15 protein-coding genes and 1 other RNA gene are annotated in these 17,046 nt (G+C 53.5%); 6 read left to right on the forward strand and 10 right to left on the reverse strand.

Annotated features, from left to right (window positions below):
* Positions 1–20: 20 nt before the first annotated feature.
* Positions 21–599 carry a YecA family protein gene (locus GJ746_RS21295; RefSeq protein ID WP_154681981.1) on the reverse strand — a complete coding sequence of 193 codons (579 nt, stop codon included), beginning with the start codon at positions 597–599 and terminating at the stop codon, positions 21–23.
* A gap of 165 nt (positions 600–764) precedes the next feature.
* On the opposite strand from GJ746_RS21295, the gene zapA reads away from it, so the two are divergent.
* From zapA to GJ746_RS21310, 3 genes are all read left to right on the forward strand, one after another.
* Positions 765–1,094 (forward strand): cell division protein ZapA, encoded by a 330-nt coding sequence (gene zapA, locus GJ746_RS21300; RefSeq protein ID WP_154681982.1) that lies wholly within the window; start codon positions 765–767, stop codon positions 1,092–1,094.
* Between the two features lie 41 nt (positions 1,095–1,135).
* Positions 1,136–1,319, forward strand: a non-coding RNA gene (gene ssrS, locus GJ746_RS21305) — 6S RNA.
* Between the two features lie 112 nt (positions 1,320–1,431).
* Positions 1,432–2,028 carry a 5-formyltetrahydrofolate cyclo-ligase gene (locus GJ746_RS21310; protein WP_154681983.1) on the forward strand — a complete coding sequence of 199 codons (597 nt, stop codon included), beginning with the start codon at positions 1,432–1,434 and terminating at the stop codon, positions 2,026–2,028.
* A gap of 381 nt (positions 2,029–2,409) precedes the next feature.
* Here the strand turns inward: GJ746_RS21310 and serA are convergent, their stop codons facing one another.
* Entirely contained in the window at positions 2,410–3,642 is a 1,233-nt protein-coding gene (gene serA / locus GJ746_RS21315) for a phosphoglycerate dehydrogenase (RefSeq protein ID WP_154681984.1), read from the reverse strand.
* 269 nt (positions 3,643–3,911) lie between these two features.
* Positions 3,912–4,571, reverse strand: a complete 660-nt coding sequence (rpiA, locus tag GJ746_RS21320; protein ID WP_004125006.1) for a ribose-5-phosphate isomerase RpiA — start codon at positions 4,569–4,571, stop codon at positions 3,912–3,914.
* 168 nt (positions 4,572–4,739) lie between these two features.
* Between rpiA and argP the strand changes: the two genes are divergently transcribed.
* Positions 4,740–5,633 (forward strand): DNA-binding transcriptional regulator ArgP, encoded by an 894-nt coding sequence (argP, locus tag GJ746_RS21325; RefSeq protein ID WP_154681985.1) that lies wholly within the window; start codon positions 4,740–4,742, stop codon positions 5,631–5,633.
* A 54-nt stretch (positions 5,634–5,687) separates the two neighbouring features.
* Here the strand turns inward: argP and GJ746_RS21330 are convergent, their stop codons facing one another.
* The 7 genes from GJ746_RS21330 to tkt all read right to left on the reverse strand — a co-directional run bounded on the left by GJ746_RS21330 (position 5,688) and on the right by tkt (position 14,297).
* Positions 5,688–6,455 carry an oxidative stress defense protein gene (locus tag GJ746_RS21330; protein ID WP_154681986.1) on the reverse strand — a complete coding sequence of 256 codons (768 nt, stop codon included), beginning with the start codon at positions 6,453–6,455 and terminating at the stop codon, positions 5,688–5,690.
* 90 nt (positions 6,456–6,545) lie between these two features.
* Positions 6,546–7,181, reverse strand: a complete 636-nt coding sequence (argO, locus tag GJ746_RS21335) for an arginine exporter ArgO (RefSeq protein ID WP_154681987.1) — start codon at positions 7,179–7,181, stop codon at positions 6,546–6,548.
* Positions 7,182–7,335: 154 nt separating this feature from the next.
* Complete coding sequence (locus GJ746_RS21340) at positions 7,336–8,193, reverse strand: small-conductance mechanosensitive channel MscS (RefSeq protein ID WP_154681988.1); 858 nt, start codon at positions 8,191–8,193, stop codon at positions 7,336–7,338.
* Between the two features lie 188 nt (positions 8,194–8,381).
* Positions 8,382–9,461, reverse strand: coding sequence for a class II fructose-bisphosphate aldolase (gene fbaA / locus GJ746_RS21345; protein ID WP_008806452.1), 1,080 nt, complete (start codon positions 9,459–9,461; stop codon positions 8,382–8,384).
* 110 nt (positions 9,462–9,571) lie between these two features.
* Complete coding sequence (pgk, locus tag GJ746_RS21350; RefSeq protein WP_154681989.1) at positions 9,572–10,735, reverse strand: phosphoglycerate kinase; 1,164 nt, start codon at positions 10,733–10,735, stop codon at positions 9,572–9,574.
* Positions 10,736–10,786: 51 nt separating this feature from the next.
* Positions 10,787–11,806: an erythrose-4-phosphate dehydrogenase gene (epd, locus tag GJ746_RS21355; protein WP_154681990.1), complete on the reverse strand. Its 1,020-nt coding sequence runs from the start codon at positions 11,804–11,806 to the stop codon at positions 10,787–10,789.
* A 499-nt stretch (positions 11,807–12,305) separates the two neighbouring features.
* Positions 12,306–14,297: a transketolase gene (tkt, locus tag GJ746_RS21360; protein WP_154681991.1), complete on the reverse strand. Its 1,992-nt coding sequence runs from the start codon at positions 14,295–14,297 to the stop codon at positions 12,306–12,308.
* Positions 14,298–14,575: 278 nt separating this feature from the next.
* Here tkt and GJ746_RS21365 point away from each other — a divergent pair, with 278 nt between their 5' ends.
* Together GJ746_RS21365 and GJ746_RS21370 are read left to right on the forward strand one after the other, a co-directional pair.
* A complete protein-coding gene (locus GJ746_RS21365) occupies positions 14,576–15,334 on the forward strand; it encodes a M48 family metallopeptidase (protein ID WP_154681992.1) in 759 nt (252 codons plus the stop codon).
* Positions 15,335–15,713: 379 nt separating this feature from the next.
* Complete coding sequence (locus tag GJ746_RS21370; protein WP_154681993.1) at positions 15,714–16,982, forward strand: OprD family outer membrane porin; 1,269 nt, start codon at positions 15,714–15,716, stop codon at positions 16,980–16,982.
* The last annotated feature ends 64 nt before the right edge of the window (positions 16,983–17,046 follow it).

The raw sequence follows: 17,046 nt of genomic DNA on the forward strand, positions 1-17,046 counted from the left end.
CTGAACGATTAAATCAATAATTAGTGTAATGTCGGCTTTTGAACTTCCGGCGCAGTGGGTTTCTGAAGCGAGAAGGTATCGTGGCACAGCAGCGCGGCGACGCGCACGTATTCGATAATCTCCTCCAGCGACATTTCGAGCTCTTCTTGATCCTCGTCTTCGTCGTAACCGAGCTGGGCAATGTTGCGCAGATCGTCAATAGCTTCGCCAGTTTCGTCTTTGACTTTATCCAGCTTGGGCTGCGTCACGCCCAGCCCAAGCAGAAAATGGTTTACCCAACCCGCCAGCGCATCGGCGCGATCGAACACGCTCACTTCATCGCCATCCGGCAAGTAGAGCTGGAATAAGAAGCCGTCATCCTCCAGCGAATCGCTGGTGGCCGAATGCATGTTACGCAGCGACTGCGCCAGCTCATGGCCAAATGCCAGGCCTTCGTTGGTCAGGTCGTGCACCAACGGCTGCCAGCTGCTGTCTTTATTGCCGCCGCACAGGATCCCGCTGATCAAACCGTGCATTTCGGCAGGGGTTAATCCCACCCCCTGTTGGTTCAGTAACTGGTCTACATCGTTGTAACCAGGCATTTCGTTCTGTATAGACATGCGCATTCGTCATCGTTGGGAGGAATATTCATGATATGCTACCACTTTGGACCCTGGTGAACCAGAATAGGGCTTGTATCTTAGAACCAGGGTAGCTATAGTGTCGCCCCTTCGCAGACCCGCCCAGGGCGTGAAGGCCGCGCAGTCAATCAGCAGGAAGGTGGCATGTCTGCACAACCCGTAGATCTCCAAATTTTTGGCCGTTCACTACGAGTGAATTGCCCGCCTGAACAAAGGGATGCCTTGAATCAGGCAGCTGACGACCTGAATCAGCGGTTGCAAGATTTAAAAGAACGCACTAGAGTCACAAATACTGAGCAGCTGGTTTTCATCGCCGCGTTGAACATCAGCTATGAGTTGACTCAGGAAAAAGCGAAAACCCGCGAATACGCCGCCAGCATGGAGCAGCGTATTCGGATGCTTCAGCAGACCATCGAACAAGCATTGCTTGAGCAAGGTCGCATAAGCGAAAGACCCGGGCAGAAGTTTGAATAACACTTTGCATTTAACTGTGTTAGAGTAATCGCAAGAACAAAATTTCTCTGAGATGTTTGCAAGCGGGCCAGTCCCCTGAGCCGATATTTCATACCACAAGAATGTGGCGATCCACGGTTGGTGAGCATGCTCGGTCCGTCCGAGAAGCCTTAAAACTGTGACGACACATTCACCTTGAACCAAGGGTTCAAGGGTTACAGCCTGCGGCGGCATCTCGGAGATTCCCTTCCTTCTGGTTTCAACTTCGCTCCATACCCCATAAGTTAATTTTCGCCTTTTGCTGTCGTGTATTAGACTACGCCTGTTTGTATCGTTTGCTCACCAATGAGACTCAGGTATGGCTGTAATGTCAGATACCCCATTTACCAGACAGCAAATTCGCCAGCAGATCCGCCAGCGCCGACGCGCGTTAACGCCCGAACAGCAAACGCAGTTTGCCCTCCAGGCGGCAGGCAGAATGATGGCGTACCCGCCGGTTCTGCTCGCCCATACGGTCGCGGCTTTTCTTTCATTTGATGGAGAACTGGATACGCAACCGCTGATTGACCAGCTCTGGCGGGCAGGCAAACGGGTTTATCTTCCGGTTCTTCACCCTTTCAGCCCGGGCAATCTGCTGTTTCTACATTATCATCCGGGCAGTGACCTGGTGGTGAATCGTCTGAAAATCCGCGAACCAAAACTGGATGTCCGCGATGTTCTCCCACTTAGCCAACTGGATGTACTGATTACGCCGCTGGTGGCGTTTGATACTGCCGGGCGACGACTAGGCATGGGCGGCGGATTTTATGACAGGACGCTGCAAAACTGGCAGCAGTATCGCCTGCAGCCGGTCGGCTACGCTCATGATTGTCAGCAGGTCGATGCGTTACCGGCAGAACAATGGGATATCCCGCTGCCCGCAATCATCACGCCGGAAAAAACCTGGGTCTGGTAGAACGCCCGACCAATTGACATTGCTGTTTTTTTCACCTAAATTCTCGAGTAAAGGGTGAGGGAGGCGAACCTCCCTCCTGCTTCCTCTCTGTTAATATGCTGGCCAGGCGATGATTAACAGGATAAGCAGCATGATGAAGAGTATCATCATCGTCCCTTTCCTTTTTAAAGCCCCTGCTACGGTAGGGGCTTTCCCGTTTCAGCCCCGCGCTGAGCCCTTATCGTAAATCCCTTTCTTTCAGGCACAACGACATCAATCGGCTTTCATCACCGTTTGCGGCAAGCCTCGCAAAGCATTTGTATGTACTACAGGAAATTTCAGCGAGGTTTTTTCAGGAGAAAAGGGGCAGGTCGATGACCTGCCCGCTGGCATTAAAGGGGATTAGTACAGCAGACGTGCGCGAATAGTCCCAGGGATAGCCTTCATCGCCTGCAGCGCAGACTGCGCTACATCTTCTTCGGCTTCAATATCAATCACCACGTAGCCCATCTGCGGAGTGGTCTGCAGATACTGCGCCGCAATGTTAATGCCCTGGGCGGCGAAGATCTGGTTAAGCGCGGTCAGCACGCCAGGACGGTTTTCATGGATATGCAGCAGACGTCGTCCGCCGTGCAGCGGCAGCGACACTTCCGGGAAGTTAACCGCAGAGAGCGTTGAACCGTTATCAGAGTACTTCGCCAGCTTGCCCGCCACTTCCAGACCGATGTTTTCCTGCGCTTCCTGAGTAGAGCCGCCAATGTGCGGGGTCAGGATAACGTTGTCGAACTCGCACAGCGGAGAGTTAAACGGATCGCTGTTGGTCGCCGGTTCCGTCGGGAATACGTCGATCGCCGCGCCCGCCAGATGTTTGCTCGCCAGCACATCGCACAGCGCCGGGATATCAACCACGGTACCACGGGAAGCGTTAATCAGCAGCGCGCCGGGCTTCATCAGCGCCAGCTCTTCCGCGCCAATCATATTCTTAGTGGAGGCGTTTTCCGGCACGTGCAGGCTCACCACATCGCTCATGTTTAACAAATCAGAGAGATGCTGAACCTGAGTCGCATTACCTAACGGCAGTTTGCTTTCAATATCATAGAAATAGACGTGCATTCCCAACGATTCGGCCAGGATGCCCAGCTGGGTGCCGATATGACCATAGCCGATAATACCCAGCTTTTTACCACGCGCTTCAAAGCTGCCTACCGCCAGTTTGTTCCACACGCCACGGTGCGCTTTGGCGTTCGCCGCCGGTACGCCGCGCAGCATAAGCAGCAGCTCGCCGATCACCAGCTCAGCAACGGAACGAGTATTGGAGAATGGCGCGTTAAAGACAGGAATACCGCGCTTTGCCGCGGCGTTTAAATCAACCTGATTGGTACCGATACAGAAGCAACCTACCGCCACCAGTTTTTCCGCCGCCGCGAAAATCTCTTCAGTCAGATGAGTACGGGAGCGCAGGCCGATGAAATGGGCATCACGGATGGACGCTTTCAGCTCTTCGCTGTCCAGAGCGCCTTTGTGAAATTCGATATTGGTGTAGCCTGCTGCGCGGAGGCTGTCCACCGCCTTTTGATGCACACCTTCAACCAGCAGAAATTTAATCTTGTCTTTTTCCAGTGATACCTTAGCCATTTCCCCGTCCTGTTTTTGTCTTAACTGATGTCGTGCGGAACGAAAGTTCTTCTCAGCAACATATCAAAAAAAACTATTGCGGCAATATGAACGTTTGCGTCGGCTACCTGAAGAAATATCAATCAGAGGGAAATAGCAGGACAAAACACCAGAAAGTAAAAGAAAGGTAGATTGTTACTAAGACAAGGCGCGTAAATGTGACAGAAGTCACCAAAATACGCCTGGAGAAAAAATATTGGCGAGGGAGCTATTCGCTCCCTCAGATCGAACTATTTGGTGATAGTTTTTACACCATCCGCGGTCCCGATCAGCGCGACATCTGCGCCACGATTCGCAAACAGACCGACGGTCACCACGCCCGGAATACCGTTGATAGTATTTTCCAGTGCGATAGCATCCAGAATTTCCAGACCAAACACATCCAGGATCACGTTGCCGTTATCGGTCACTACGCCCTGACGGTACTCAGGGCGGCCACCCAGTTTGACCAGTTGACGAGCCACGGCGCTACGCGCCATCGGAATCACTTCCACCGGCAGCGGGAATTTACCCAGAATATCAACCTGCTTGGAAGCATCAGCGATACAGATAAATTTGTCGGCGACCGAGGCAATAATTTTCTCGCGCGTCAGCGCTGCGCCGCCGCCTTTAATCATCTGCATATGGCCGTTGATTTCATCGGCACCGTCCACATAGATACCCAGACGGTCAACGCTATTCAGATCAAAAACCGTAATCCCAAGGCTTTTCAGTTTTTCGGTAGAGGCATCAGAGCTGGAAACCGCCCCTTCAATCTGCCCTTTCATGGTGCCCAGAGCATCAATAAAATGCGCCGCCGTTGAGCCCGTGCCTACTCCGACGATGGTGCCCGGTTGTACATACTGCAGTGCCGCCCAGCCTACTGCTTTTTTCAGTTCATCTTGCGTCATGATCGTGGTCCGAGATGTGAATTCCTGTGGCGCATTATAGAACATCAGGGGGGCTATTGTCCCTGCGATGGAGATCACACAACGCAGTCACCAACTTTTCATCTTCATCAAAAACAAATTTATGTCATAGTGCGGGTTAACGAAAAGTAATAGGGGCACGCCAGAACAATGAAACGACCGGACTACAGAACACTACAAGCGCTGGACGCGGTAATCAGGGAACGAGGGTTTGAGCGCGCCGCGCAGAAGCTTTGTATTACGCAGTCCGCCGTCTCTCAGCGCATCAAACAGCTGGAAAACATGTTTGGCCAACCTCTGCTGGTACGTACCGTACCGCCGCGTCCCACCGAACAAGGGCAAAAACTGCTGGCCCTGCTGCGTCAGGTTGAGCTGCTGGAAGAGGAGTGGCTGGGTGACGAGCAAACCGGATCTACGCCGCTGCTGCTGTCGCTGGCGGTTAACGCCGACAGTCTGGCTACCTGGCTGCTGCCCGCGCTCTCCAGCGTGCTTTCCGACTCCCCTATTCGCCTGAATCTGCAGGTGGAGGACGAAACCCGGACCCAGGAACGCCTGCGCCGTGGCGAAGTAGTCGGCGCGGTCAGTATCCAGCCACAGGCGCTGCCAAGCTGCCTGGTCGATCAGCTTGGAGCGCTGGACTATCTGTTCGTTGCCTCAAAGGAATTTGCGAAACGCTATTTCCCCAACGGGGTGACCCGCTCGGCGCTGCTCAAAGCGCCGGTGGTGGCATTCGACCACCTCGATGATATGCACCAGGCGTTTTTGCAGCAAAACTTCGACTTACCGCCGGGCAGCGTACCATGTCATATCGTCAACTCTTCTGAAGCCTTTGTGCAGCTGGCGCGTCAGGGAACGACCTGCTGTATGATCCCGCACCTGCAAATTGAGCGAGAGCTGAACAGCGGCGAGCTTATCAACCTCACGCCAGGCCTGTTCCAGCGCCGGATGCTCTACTGGCACCGTTTTGCGCCGGAAAGCCGCATGATGCGCCGGGTGACCGATGCGCTGATTGATTACGGCCACAAAGTGCTTCGTCAGGATTAAATCGCGAGCATAAAAAAAGCCACTTCAGTGAAGTGGCTTTTTTATCGCTGCGGATTACTCTGCGGCTTTTGGTTCTTCAGCGGGTTTCGCCGGCGCCGCAGATGCTGGCGCTGGCTGGGTCGGCTGCAGCTCAAACACCACATCCACCTGATCATCAAACTGAATGGTTGCCTGCTCGTAGGTTTCCTGGGCTGAAACCGGCGCCGCATCGGCTTTCATCATCCGTACCATCGGACTTGGCTGGTAGTTCGAGACATGATAGCGCACGCTATAGACTGGACCCAGTTTGCCGTGGAACCCTGTAGCCAGTTCCTGAGCCTGGTGAATCGCATCATCAATCGCCGCTTTGCGCGCCTTATCTTTATAAGCGTCCGGTTGCGCAACGCCCAGCGATACTGAACGGATCTCGTTCAGACCGGCTTTTAACGCCCCATCTAACAGACCGTTGAGTTTATCCAGCTGGCGCAGCGTGACTTCAACGCTACGCACCGCGCGGTAGCCCTTGAGGATGCTTTTGCCGTTCTGATAGTCGTAATCAGGCTGGGTACGCAGGTTGGCTGAATTAATGTCTTTCTTCGCAATGCCGCTCTTCTCCAGGAATGACAGATACTGAGCCACGCGTTCGTCAGCCTGTTTCTTAGCGGATGCCGCATCTTTTGCGGAAACGTTAACTTCAATCGCCAGAGTGGCAATATCAGGAACCGCAGCGACGCTGGCGGTTCCTGAAGTAACAATATGCGGGCCGTTCGGCAATTCGCTTGCCTGAGCCGCCATTGCGCTAAATCCGAGTGCCGCCGCCAGGGCCATGACTTTTAACTTCACTGTCGTTTCTCCATATTACATTGGTCGTCTATACACAGACGCATGCCTGCAAGCTTAGCGCGTACGCGGAGAAAGTCCATCGGACAAGACTTAGTTAAGCAGCGCCTGCACATGTGAGAAACCGTCTTTCGCCAGCTGCAGCGCAATTACCCACATAACCACGCCGACCAGCACGTTGATAATTCGCTGCGCTTTCGCCGTACGCAGACGCGGAGCCAGCCAAGCGGCCAGCAGAGCCAGGCCGAAAAACCATAAGAATGAGGCACTAATTGTGCCCAAAGCAAACCAGCGCTTCGGCTCCATCGCCAGCTGCCCGCCGAGACTACCGAGAACAACAAATGTATCGAGATAAACGTGAGGATTCAGCCACGTGACAGCCAGCATGGTGACGATAATTTTCCAGCGCCCCTGCTTCATCACTTCCGCGCTGGCCAGCTCCAGATTACTGCTAAAGGCCGTCTTCAGGGCGCCAAAGCCGTACCACAATAAAAAAGCGACCCCGCCCCAGGTCACCAGCGCCAGCAGCCACGGCGACTGCATCAGCAGCGCGCTGCCGCCAAATATCCCGGCACAAATCAGCAGCAGATCGCTGATGGCGCACAGCAAGGCAATCATCAGATGGTATTGACGGCGAATGCCCTGATTCATCACAAAAGCGTTTTGCGGGCCGAGCGGCAAAATCATTGCCGCACCCAGGGCAAGGCCCTGAAAGTAATACGATAACATCGGAAGTGAGTTCCATTATGAGAGTCAATGACGGGGAATATAGCGCGCAGGCATCATTAGAGGAAATTGAAAATTTTAATCAGCAATAAGTAAAACTAATAACAAAAGGCAAAATAAAGGCCGGATGCACCGGCCAGTTAAATAAAGCACAACGTTATTCTGCTTTTTCCTGCGGACGAATCACATGAACATCCATCTGCGGGTACGGGAAGCTAATACCGTTGGCGTCAAAATCACGCTTAATACGCTCCAGAACATCCCAGTAAACGTTTTGCAAATCGCTGCTTTTACTCCACACGCGTACCACGTAGTTCACTGATGAAGCGCCCAGTTCATTCAGACGAACGGTCATTTCACGATCTTTAAGGATACGCTCATCAGACTCGATGATACTGGTGAGCAGCTGCTTCACCTTATCAATATCGGCATCGTAAGCTACGCCGATGATAAACTCGTTACGACGAACGGGTTCGCGAGAAAAGTTAATAATATTTCCCGCGATAATTTTACCGTTTGGCACTACCACAATTTTGCCATCCGCACTGCGCAGAGTGGTGGAGAAAATCTGCACGTTCAGTACGGTTCCCGCAATACCGCCAAGGTCAACGTATTCACCGGCACGGAATGGACGGAATACCACCAGCAGGACGCCAGCGGCAAGGTTAGACAGCGACCCCTGCAGCGCCAGACCGACGGCTAAACCTGCGGCGCCGAGGACTGCAATAACCGAAGCGGTTTGCACGCCCACGCGACCCAGAGCGGCTATCAGCGTAAAAGCAATAATGGCATAGCGTACCAGTGCAGAAAGAAAATCGGCAACGGTGGCATCAATGTGACGCGCCCGCATCAGGCGATTCACGGTATTGGAAACAATTCGCGCCACAATCAGACCAACAATAATAATCGCGATAGCCGCGACGATGTTGACGGCATAGCTCAGCAGTAATGCCTGATTGCGCACCAGCCACGAACCGGCGTTATTTATGCTATCGACAACGTTCAAATCTTCCATTCAACTTTCCTTATGGATACCCTGACGGGAAATAAAATAGCCAAACCTGTAGCTCCAACCTGGTTAAGGGTAAACAATAACAGCGCGTTTTGCCAAATTGATCACATTTTTTTAGCAACATTTCATGTTGTTCAGACAACAAAAAAGCCCGCATTTCTGCGGGCTTCCGGGTAAGAAACGAAATTTTCTTACAGAACGTCGATCGCGTTCAGCTCTTTAAATGCCTGCTCCAGACGAGTCACCATGGAAGTCTGTGCAGCGCGCAGCCATACGCGCGGATCGTAGTATTTCTTGTTCGGCTGGTCTTCGCCTTTCGGGTTGCCCAGCTGGCCCTGCAGGTAAGCTTCGTTAGTTTTGTAGTACTGCAGGATACCGTCCCAGGTTGCCCATTGGGTGTCGGTATCGATGTTCATTTTCACTACGCCGTAGCTTACGGAGTCTTTGATTTCCTGAGCGGAAGAACCGGAACCGCCGTGGAAGACGAAGTTCAGGCTGTTATGCGGCAGGTTGTGTTTCTTAGAAACGTATTCCTGAGAGTCGCGCAGGATAGTCGGGGTCAGAACCACGTTACCCGGCTTGTAAACGCCATGTACGTTACCGAAAGAGGCCGCGATGGTGAAGCGCGGGCTGATTTTGCTCAGCTCGGTGTATGCGTAATCAACGTCTTCCGGCTGGGTGTACAGAGCAGAAGCGTCCATGTGGCTGTTGTCCACGCCGTCTTCTTCGCCGCCGGTGCAGCCCAGTTCGATTTCCAGAGTCATGTCCATTTTGGCCATACGAGCCAGGTACTTAGAACAGATCTCGATGTTTTCGTGCAGGGACTCTTCAGACAGGTCAATCATGTGAGAAGAGAACAGCGGTTTGCCGGTAGCAGCGAAGTGTTTTTCACCCGCGTCCAGCAGGCCGTCGATCCACGGCAGCAGTTTCTTCGCGCAGTGGTCGGTATGCAGGATAACCGGCACGCCGTAGTGTTCAGCCATCTGGTGAACGTGATGTGCGCCGGAGATAGCACCGAGAATTGCAGCGCCCTGAGGAACGTCAGTTTTCACGCCTTTGCCCGCGATAAACGCAGCGCCGCCGTTAGAGAACTGAACGATAACCGGAGAGCGAACTTTTGCAGCTGCTTCCAGAACGGCGTTAATGGAATCGGTGCCCACGCAGTTTACCGCCGGCAGAGCAAAGTTGTTTTCTTTAGCTACCTGGAACACTTTCTGAACGTCGTCGCCAGTGATGACGCCCGGTTTTACGAAATCAAAAATTTTAGACATGTTACGTAGTCCTGTATCTGTATCTTCGACCGTTGAAGAAGGTTCGCGAGCTGTACAAAATTGTACGTTAGCGCGCTGAAAAACAGGCGGGTTTCCCCGCCTGAACTAAATTACTTCTTAGCGCGCTCTTCGAGCATGGCTACTGCCGGCAGAACTTTGCCTTCCACGAATTCGAGGAATGCGCCGCCGCCAGTGGAGATGTAGGAGATTTTGTCAGCGATGCCAAACAGGTCAATCGCTGCCAGGGTGTCACCGCCGCCGGCGATAGAGAAACCTTCGCTGTCTGCGATAGCATTCGCGACGATTTCAGTCCCTTTACGGAAGTTCGGGAACTCGAATACGCCAACCGGGCCGTTCCACAGGATAGTTTTGGCGTTTTTCAGGATATCAGCCAGTTTCTGTGCGGAAACGTCGCCGAGGTCCAGAATCTGCTCGTCATCTTTGATGTCGTTAACAGATTTCAGGGTGGCGGTTGCGGTTTCAGAGAACTCGGTAGCCACACGCACGTCAGTCGGAACCGGGATATCGCAGGTAGTCAGCAGGCGTTTGGCTTCGTCAACCAGATCCGCTTCGTACAGGGATTTACCTACGTTGTGGCCCTGAGCGGCAACGAAGGTGTTAGCGATACCGCCGCCGACAATCAGCTGGTCAGCGATTTTAGACAGGGAATCCAGTACGGTCAGTTTGGTGGACACTTTAGAACCACCAACGATAGCAACCATCGGACGAGCCGGTTCTTTCAGCGCTTTACCCAGCGCGTCCAGCTCGGCGGCCAGCAGCGGGCCTGCGCAAGCAACGTCAGCGAATTTACCGATACCGTGAGTAGAAGCCTGCGCGCGGTGCGCAGTACCGAATGCGTCCATCACAAATACGTCGCACAGCGCAGCGTATTTCTTAGACAGCGCTTCGTCGTCTTTCTTCTCGCCTTTGTTGAAGCGAACGTTTTCCAGAACCACCAGTTCACCGGCAGCCACTTCAACGCCGTCCAGATAATCTTTAACCAGACGTACCGGGCTGGACAGTTTGTCTTTCAGGTAGTTAACAACCGGCAGCAGAGAGAATTCTTCGTTGTACTCGCCTTCGGTAGGACGACCCAGGTGGGAAGTTACCATCACTTTCGCACCCTGTTTCAGGGCCAGTTCGATGGTCGGCAGAGAAGCACGGATACGCGCGTCGCTGGTTACTTTCCCGTCTTTAACCGGTACGTTCAGATCCGCACGGATAAAAACGCGTTTACCAGCCAGATCCAGATCGGTCATCTTAATTACAGACATGGTGAATCCTCTCGTTGATTCTTGATAAAGTTTTGCAGGCGCCCAGGCGCCTTACCTGAAACCTTGTGCGGCCATCGCTAACGTCGTGTCGAGCATTCGGTTAGCAAAGCCCCATTCGTTATCGCACCAGACCAGCGTTTTGATCAAATGCGCACCACTCACCCGCGTTTGTGTGCCATCAACGATGGCGCTGTGCGGATCGTGGTTAAAATCTATCGAGACTAACGGTAATTCCGTATAGTCAACTATACCATGAAATGCACCCTGTGCTGCTTTTTGCAGCAACTGGTTGACTTCATTCGCTTTTACTGGTTTTTTCACCGTCACGCTAAGGTCGATTGCCGTCACATTAATCGTCGGTACGCGGACCGCAATCGCTTCAAAACGATCGTTAAACTGAGGGAAAATACGCGTGATCCCCGCAGCAAGCTTAGTATCAACCGGGATGATCGACTGACTGGCCGCTCGCGTCCGGCGTAAGTCCGGATGCCAGGAATCGATGACCTGCTGATCGTTCATTGATGAGTGGATCGTCGTTACCGTCCCTGACTCTATTCCGTAGGCATCATCTAACAGCTTAATGACCGGAATAATGCAGTTGGTAGTGCAGGAGGCGTTGGAGACAATACGATGTTCGGTTCGTAGCTCATCGTGGTTTACGCCAAAAACGATCGTCGCGTCGAGATCGTTACCGCCAGGATGTGAAAAGAGCACTTTCTTAGCGCCAGCCTCAAGGTGTGCTTCACCATGCTCGCGGCTGCCGTAAACGCCGGTGCAGTCTAGTACCACATCAACCGCCAGTTCCCGCCAGGGCAGCGCCTTCAGGGTAGGTTCATGCAGCAGACGAATGGCATCATCGCCAACAAACAGCTGCTCTCTCTCCTGGCGCACATCCCAGGCAAAGCGCCCATGGCTGGTGTCATATTTCAATAAATGCGCGATGCCGGCTGCATCCGCCAGTTCATTGATTGCCACCACGGTGATTTCCGCACGACGCCCGGATTCATACAAAGCACGAACCACGTTACGCCCGATGCGACCGAAGCCATTAATCGCAATGCGTATGGTCATAGGTCTCCTGCAAGGCTATCCATGATATGAGGTGGCTGACAGAGTAATGCAGCAACGCTCTAAGGGAAACCTCACCTGTCGCAAACTGCGACTGATTGATTAATTGTCGAACATTTAGACGACTGAAACGCTTCAGCTAGAATAAGCGAAACGAGGAATAAAAGGAATGATTGTCCAGCTGAAGAAACCATTTATCTGACTTACATCACACTTTCACCAGGTCTGCCGCAGAATTTATTCCATATTGCAGAATTACGAATAAGCCTGCTAGCGCCCCGCTGTCAGGGCTGCGAATATCCCTTTTGAATCAGGAGCGGTACACCCTACATGCTGGTCTGTTTACTGGCACATCTTCGGTAGGAGTCGTTGACGGATCCGCTGGCGCAGCTTTCACGCCGGTCGCTTTGGTTGCCGGATGGCTGGCCACAACAGGCTGCTTTGTATGCCCTGAAAAAGAAACGGGCCGCCTGAGCGACCCGTTTTTACGCTGTGACAATAATTACAGCAGCGCTTTCGCTTTGGCGACCACGTTATCCACGGTGAAACCGAACTCTTCAAACAGCTGCTCAGCCGGCGCGGACTCACCGAAGGTGGTCATGCCGACGATGGCGCCGTTCAGGCCCACGTATTTGAACCAGTAGTCAGCGATACCCGCTTCAACCGCCACGCGGGCAGAAACGGCTTTCGGCAGTACGGCTTCACGGTAGGCGGCATCCTGCTTGTCGAACGCGTCGGTGGACGGCATGGAAACCACGCGCGCCTTCACGCCTTCGGCAGTCAGTTTTTCCCACGCGGCAACCGCCAGCTCAACTTCGGAACCGGTGGCGATAAAGATCAGCTCCGGCTGGCCAGCGCAATCTTTCAGCACGTAGCCGCCGCGGGCAACGTTCGCCAGCTGCTCTTCGGTACGCTCCTGCTGCGCCAGGTTCTGACGGGACAGAATCAGCGCGGTCGGGCCGTCATGACGTTCAACGCCATATTTCCACGCAATGGCGGATTCAACCTGGTCGCACGGGCGCCATGTGCTCATGTTTGGCGTCACGCGCAGGGAAGCCACCTGCTCAACCGGCTGGTGAGTCGGGCCGTCTTCGCCCAGGCCGATGGAGTCGTGGGTATAGACCATCACCTGGCGCTGTTTCATCAGCGCTGCCATACGTACCGCATTACGCGCGTATTCGACGAACATCAGGAAGGTAGAGGTGTACGGCAGGAAACCACCGTGCAGTGAAATACCGTTGGCAATGGCGGTCATACCGAATTCACGCACGCCATAATGGATGTAGTTACCAGCGGTGTCTTCGTTGATGGCTTTAGAACCGGACCACAGGGTCAGGTTAGACGGAGCCAGGTCAGCGGAGCCGCCGAGGAATTCTGGCAGCAGCGGGCCAAAGGCTTCAATAGCGTTCTGAGAAGCCTTACGGCTGGCGATTTTCGCCGGGTTAGCCTGCAGCTTAGCGATGAATTCGTTCGCTTTCGCGTCGAAGTCAGCCGGCATATCGCCTTTCATACGGCGGGTAAACTCTGCGGCTTCCTGCGGGAAGGCTTTCGCGTAGGCTGCAAACTTGTCGTTCCACGCAGATTCTTTCGCCTGACCAGCTTCTTTCGCATCCCACTGGGCATAAATTTCAGACGGGATTTCAAACGCCGGGTATTTCCAGCCGAGCGCTTCGCGGGTCAGCGCGATTTCTGCGTCGCCCAGCGGCGCGCCGTGGGAGTCGTGGGTACCGGCTTTATTTGGCGAACCGAAACCGATGATGGTTTTGCACATCAGCAGGGACGGTTTGTCGGTAACGGAGCGCGCTTCTTCTACCGCGCGTTTAATTGAGTCAGCGTCGTGACCATCAACGCCGCGCACCACGTGCCAGCCGTAGGCTTCGAAACGCTTCGCGGTGTCATCGGTGAACCAGCCTTCAACGTGGCCGTCGATGGAGATGCCGTTGTCGTCATAGAACGCCACCAGTTTACCCAGCTTCAGAGTACCGGCCAGGGAACATACCTCGTGAGAGATACCTTCCATCATGCAGCCGTCGCCCATGAACGCGTAAGTGAAGTGGTCAACAATGTCGTGGCCCGGACGGTTGAACTGCGCCGCCAGAGTTTTCTCCGCAATCGCCATACCGACCGCATTCGCAATACCCTGACCCAGCGGCCCGGTGGTGGTTTCAACACCAGCGGTATAGCCAACTTCCGGGTGACCCGGCGTTCTGGAGTGCAGCTGACGGAAGTTTTTCAGTTCTTCAATCGGCAGATCATAACCGGTGAGGTGCAGCAGGCTGTAAATCAGCATTGAGCCGTGGCCGTTGGACAGCACGAAGCGGTCACGGTCGGCCCAGGACGGGTTCTGCGGGTTATGATTCAGGAAATCACGCCACAGGACTTCGGCAATGTCAGCCATACCCATCGGGGCACCCGGGTGACCGGATTTGGCTTTCTGTACTGCGTCCATGCTCAGCGCACGAATAGCGTTAGCAAGCTCTTTACGTGAGGACATTTTGACTCCAGATCGGATAATGAAGGCCATGCCCGCAACGACTTGACGACAGCGCGTTTTGGGCTACGCCGGAAAAAAGTGTGAACAATGTAACCTAAGCGGCAAAGCATGTACATGGAGCATCCTTTTACCATTTAAGAAATCTCTGGAACACGTTGTGCTACGGCGTAATCCTCTCGCCCGCATTCTCATATAGTATTTATAATTTGCACAGGATACGGCAGGCAGCTATCGCCGTTTTTTCGGATAAAGAACCATAAGAGTGTGGAAGATAAAAAATGAAAATTCGCTCAGCTATTCTTGCCCTTGGGATCGCAGCAACGCTTACCGGATGCCAGAACATGGACTCCAACGGCCTGTTGAGCTCCGGCGCGGAAGCTTTCCAGGCTTACTCGCTCAGCGACGAGCAGGTCAAAGCGTTAAGTGATAAAGCCTGTCAGGAGATGGATGCGAAAGCCACTATTGCGCCAGCCAGCAGTGAATACAGTAAACGACTGAGTAAAATCGCCGCCGCGCTGGGGGACAACATCAACGGTCAGCCGGTGAACTACAAGGTATATCAGACCAAAGACGTTAACGCCTTCGCCATGGCGAACGGCTGCATCCGCGTTTACAGCGGCTTGATGGATCTCATGAATGATAATGAAGTTGAAGCGGTAATTGGCCATGAGATGGGTCACGTCGCGCTGGGCCACGTGAAAAAAGGCATGCAGGTCGCCTTAGGTACTAATGCCGTTCGCGCTGCGGCGGCCTCTGCCGGCGGCATCGTTGGCAGCCTGTCGCAATCGCAGTTAGGAGATCTGGGCGAAAAACTGGTGAACTCGCAGTTCTCCCAGCGTCAGGAGTCTGAAGCAGACGACTACTCTTACGATCTGCTGCGCAAACGCGGGATTAATCCTGCCGGTCTCGCGACCAGCTTTGAAAAACTGGCGAAGCTGGAGGCCGGACGCCAAAGCTCAATGTTCGATGACCATCCGGCATCAGAGGAACGCGCTCAGCATATCCGCGATCGCATGAAGGCCGACGGGATTAAATAATCGACAGCGGGAGGCTTTATCGCCTCCCTTTTTTATATATCAGCAAAAAATATTTAGCCGCATTAATTGATAACTTAAGCGCACAAACCGTTAATTATTTTTAACGCTCATTACAGCCAATTATTTTCTGTCTATTCACTCAGGAAAATATTATTTCGCAAATGAAAATCACGGCGCCTTATCTCTCTTTGAGAGGCCCTTTCTACCAAATAATAAATAGTCTACCCCTTATGCCCTCAGGGCTGGCAACATGGGGTATACAGTTCGTTTCCTGCCGACACACCTGTTCATACAATGATTGCTTTCAACATTATTTCAGGAGAATATCCGGGCTGTAGTAATCCCCTTGAATATATCGACAGACAGAGAAGTCCCACCAGTGAAAAAAGAATTATCGTTAATCGCACTAGGCATTATTGCCGCCGCTCCGACCTTTGCCAGTCAACAATCAACGAGCCAAGGCTTTATCGAAGACAGTCATCTGGATCTGTTTTTACGCAACGCTTATATCAAACGTGATTATCGCGATGGGCTGGCGGATAAAGCCGAATGGGGACAGGGGATTATCGCCACCTTCGAGTCCGGCTTTACTCAGGGACCGGTCGGCTTCGGCGTGGACGGCATCGCCCAGTATGGCGTGAGGCTTGACGGTGGCCGTGGGCGCAGCGGCGCGGGCGGTATCGACTTTTTCGCCCAGGACAACGACGGCCGGGCAAAATCCGATCTCGCTAAATTCGGCGCCACCGCCAAAATGCGCTTCTCTGATACCGTGCTCAGCTACGGCAACCAACGCCCCATGCTGCCTATCGTCTACGCCGACGATTCTCGTCTACTGTACGAGAGCTATACCGGTACCATGCTAACTTCGAAAGAAATTGACGGTCTGGAAATCAACGCTGGCTATTTAACCGATCAACAGCGTAAAAGCGACGACAGCCATGACAGCGGTTTGAAAAGCCTGACTTTCGGCGGCGCCAGCTATCAGTTCAGCGACCAGCTCAGCGGCGCGCTCTACGCTTCGCACGTCGAGGACGTGCTGAATAAGCAATATCTCGGCCTTAACTATAAGCAGCCGTTCGCCACCGGGCAGCAGCTGGTTCTCGATTTCAACGGCTATAACTCACGCCTGGAGCAAGAATACGCCGATGCCCAGGACACCGGACGCAGCAACAGCATCTGGAGTCTGGCTGCCAGCTATATCTGGGATATCCACACCTTTAAAGTTGCCTACCAGCAAAGCAGCGGCAGCACCGGCTACCACTACGGCGGCTACCGCAATCAGGGCGGCGTTGGCGACGGCGGCAATACCATCTGGCTGGCCAACTCCTACTGGTCTGATTTTAATGGCGAAGATGAACGTTCCTGGCAGGCGTCTTACGGGCTGGATTTTGCCGGACTGGGTTTGCCGGGGCTCACCTGGACTACCGCCTACGTGCGCGGCGATAATATTAAAACCGCAGAAACCAGTAACGGCAAAGAACACGAATGGTTCAACCAGCTGCAATATCAGGTTCAGAACGGCGTGGCGAAAGATTTGAAGTTCAGATTGCGCTACTCGGTACTGCGGGTTTCCAGCAACGCCAGCGACTATAACGTCAGCGGCAACGAAGTGCGTTTTTACGTCGAATATCCGTTTAACGTATTTTAACCCTGTTATGAACCCTGCCCTGCCGCCAGGCCCTCTCCCGGCGCGCAGGAGCGACCGCCCGACG

It is taken from the genome of Klebsiella oxytoca (genome assembly GCF_009707385.1).
Lineage (GTDB): Bacteria > Pseudomonadota > Gammaproteobacteria > Enterobacterales > Enterobacteriaceae > Klebsiella > Klebsiella oxytoca_C.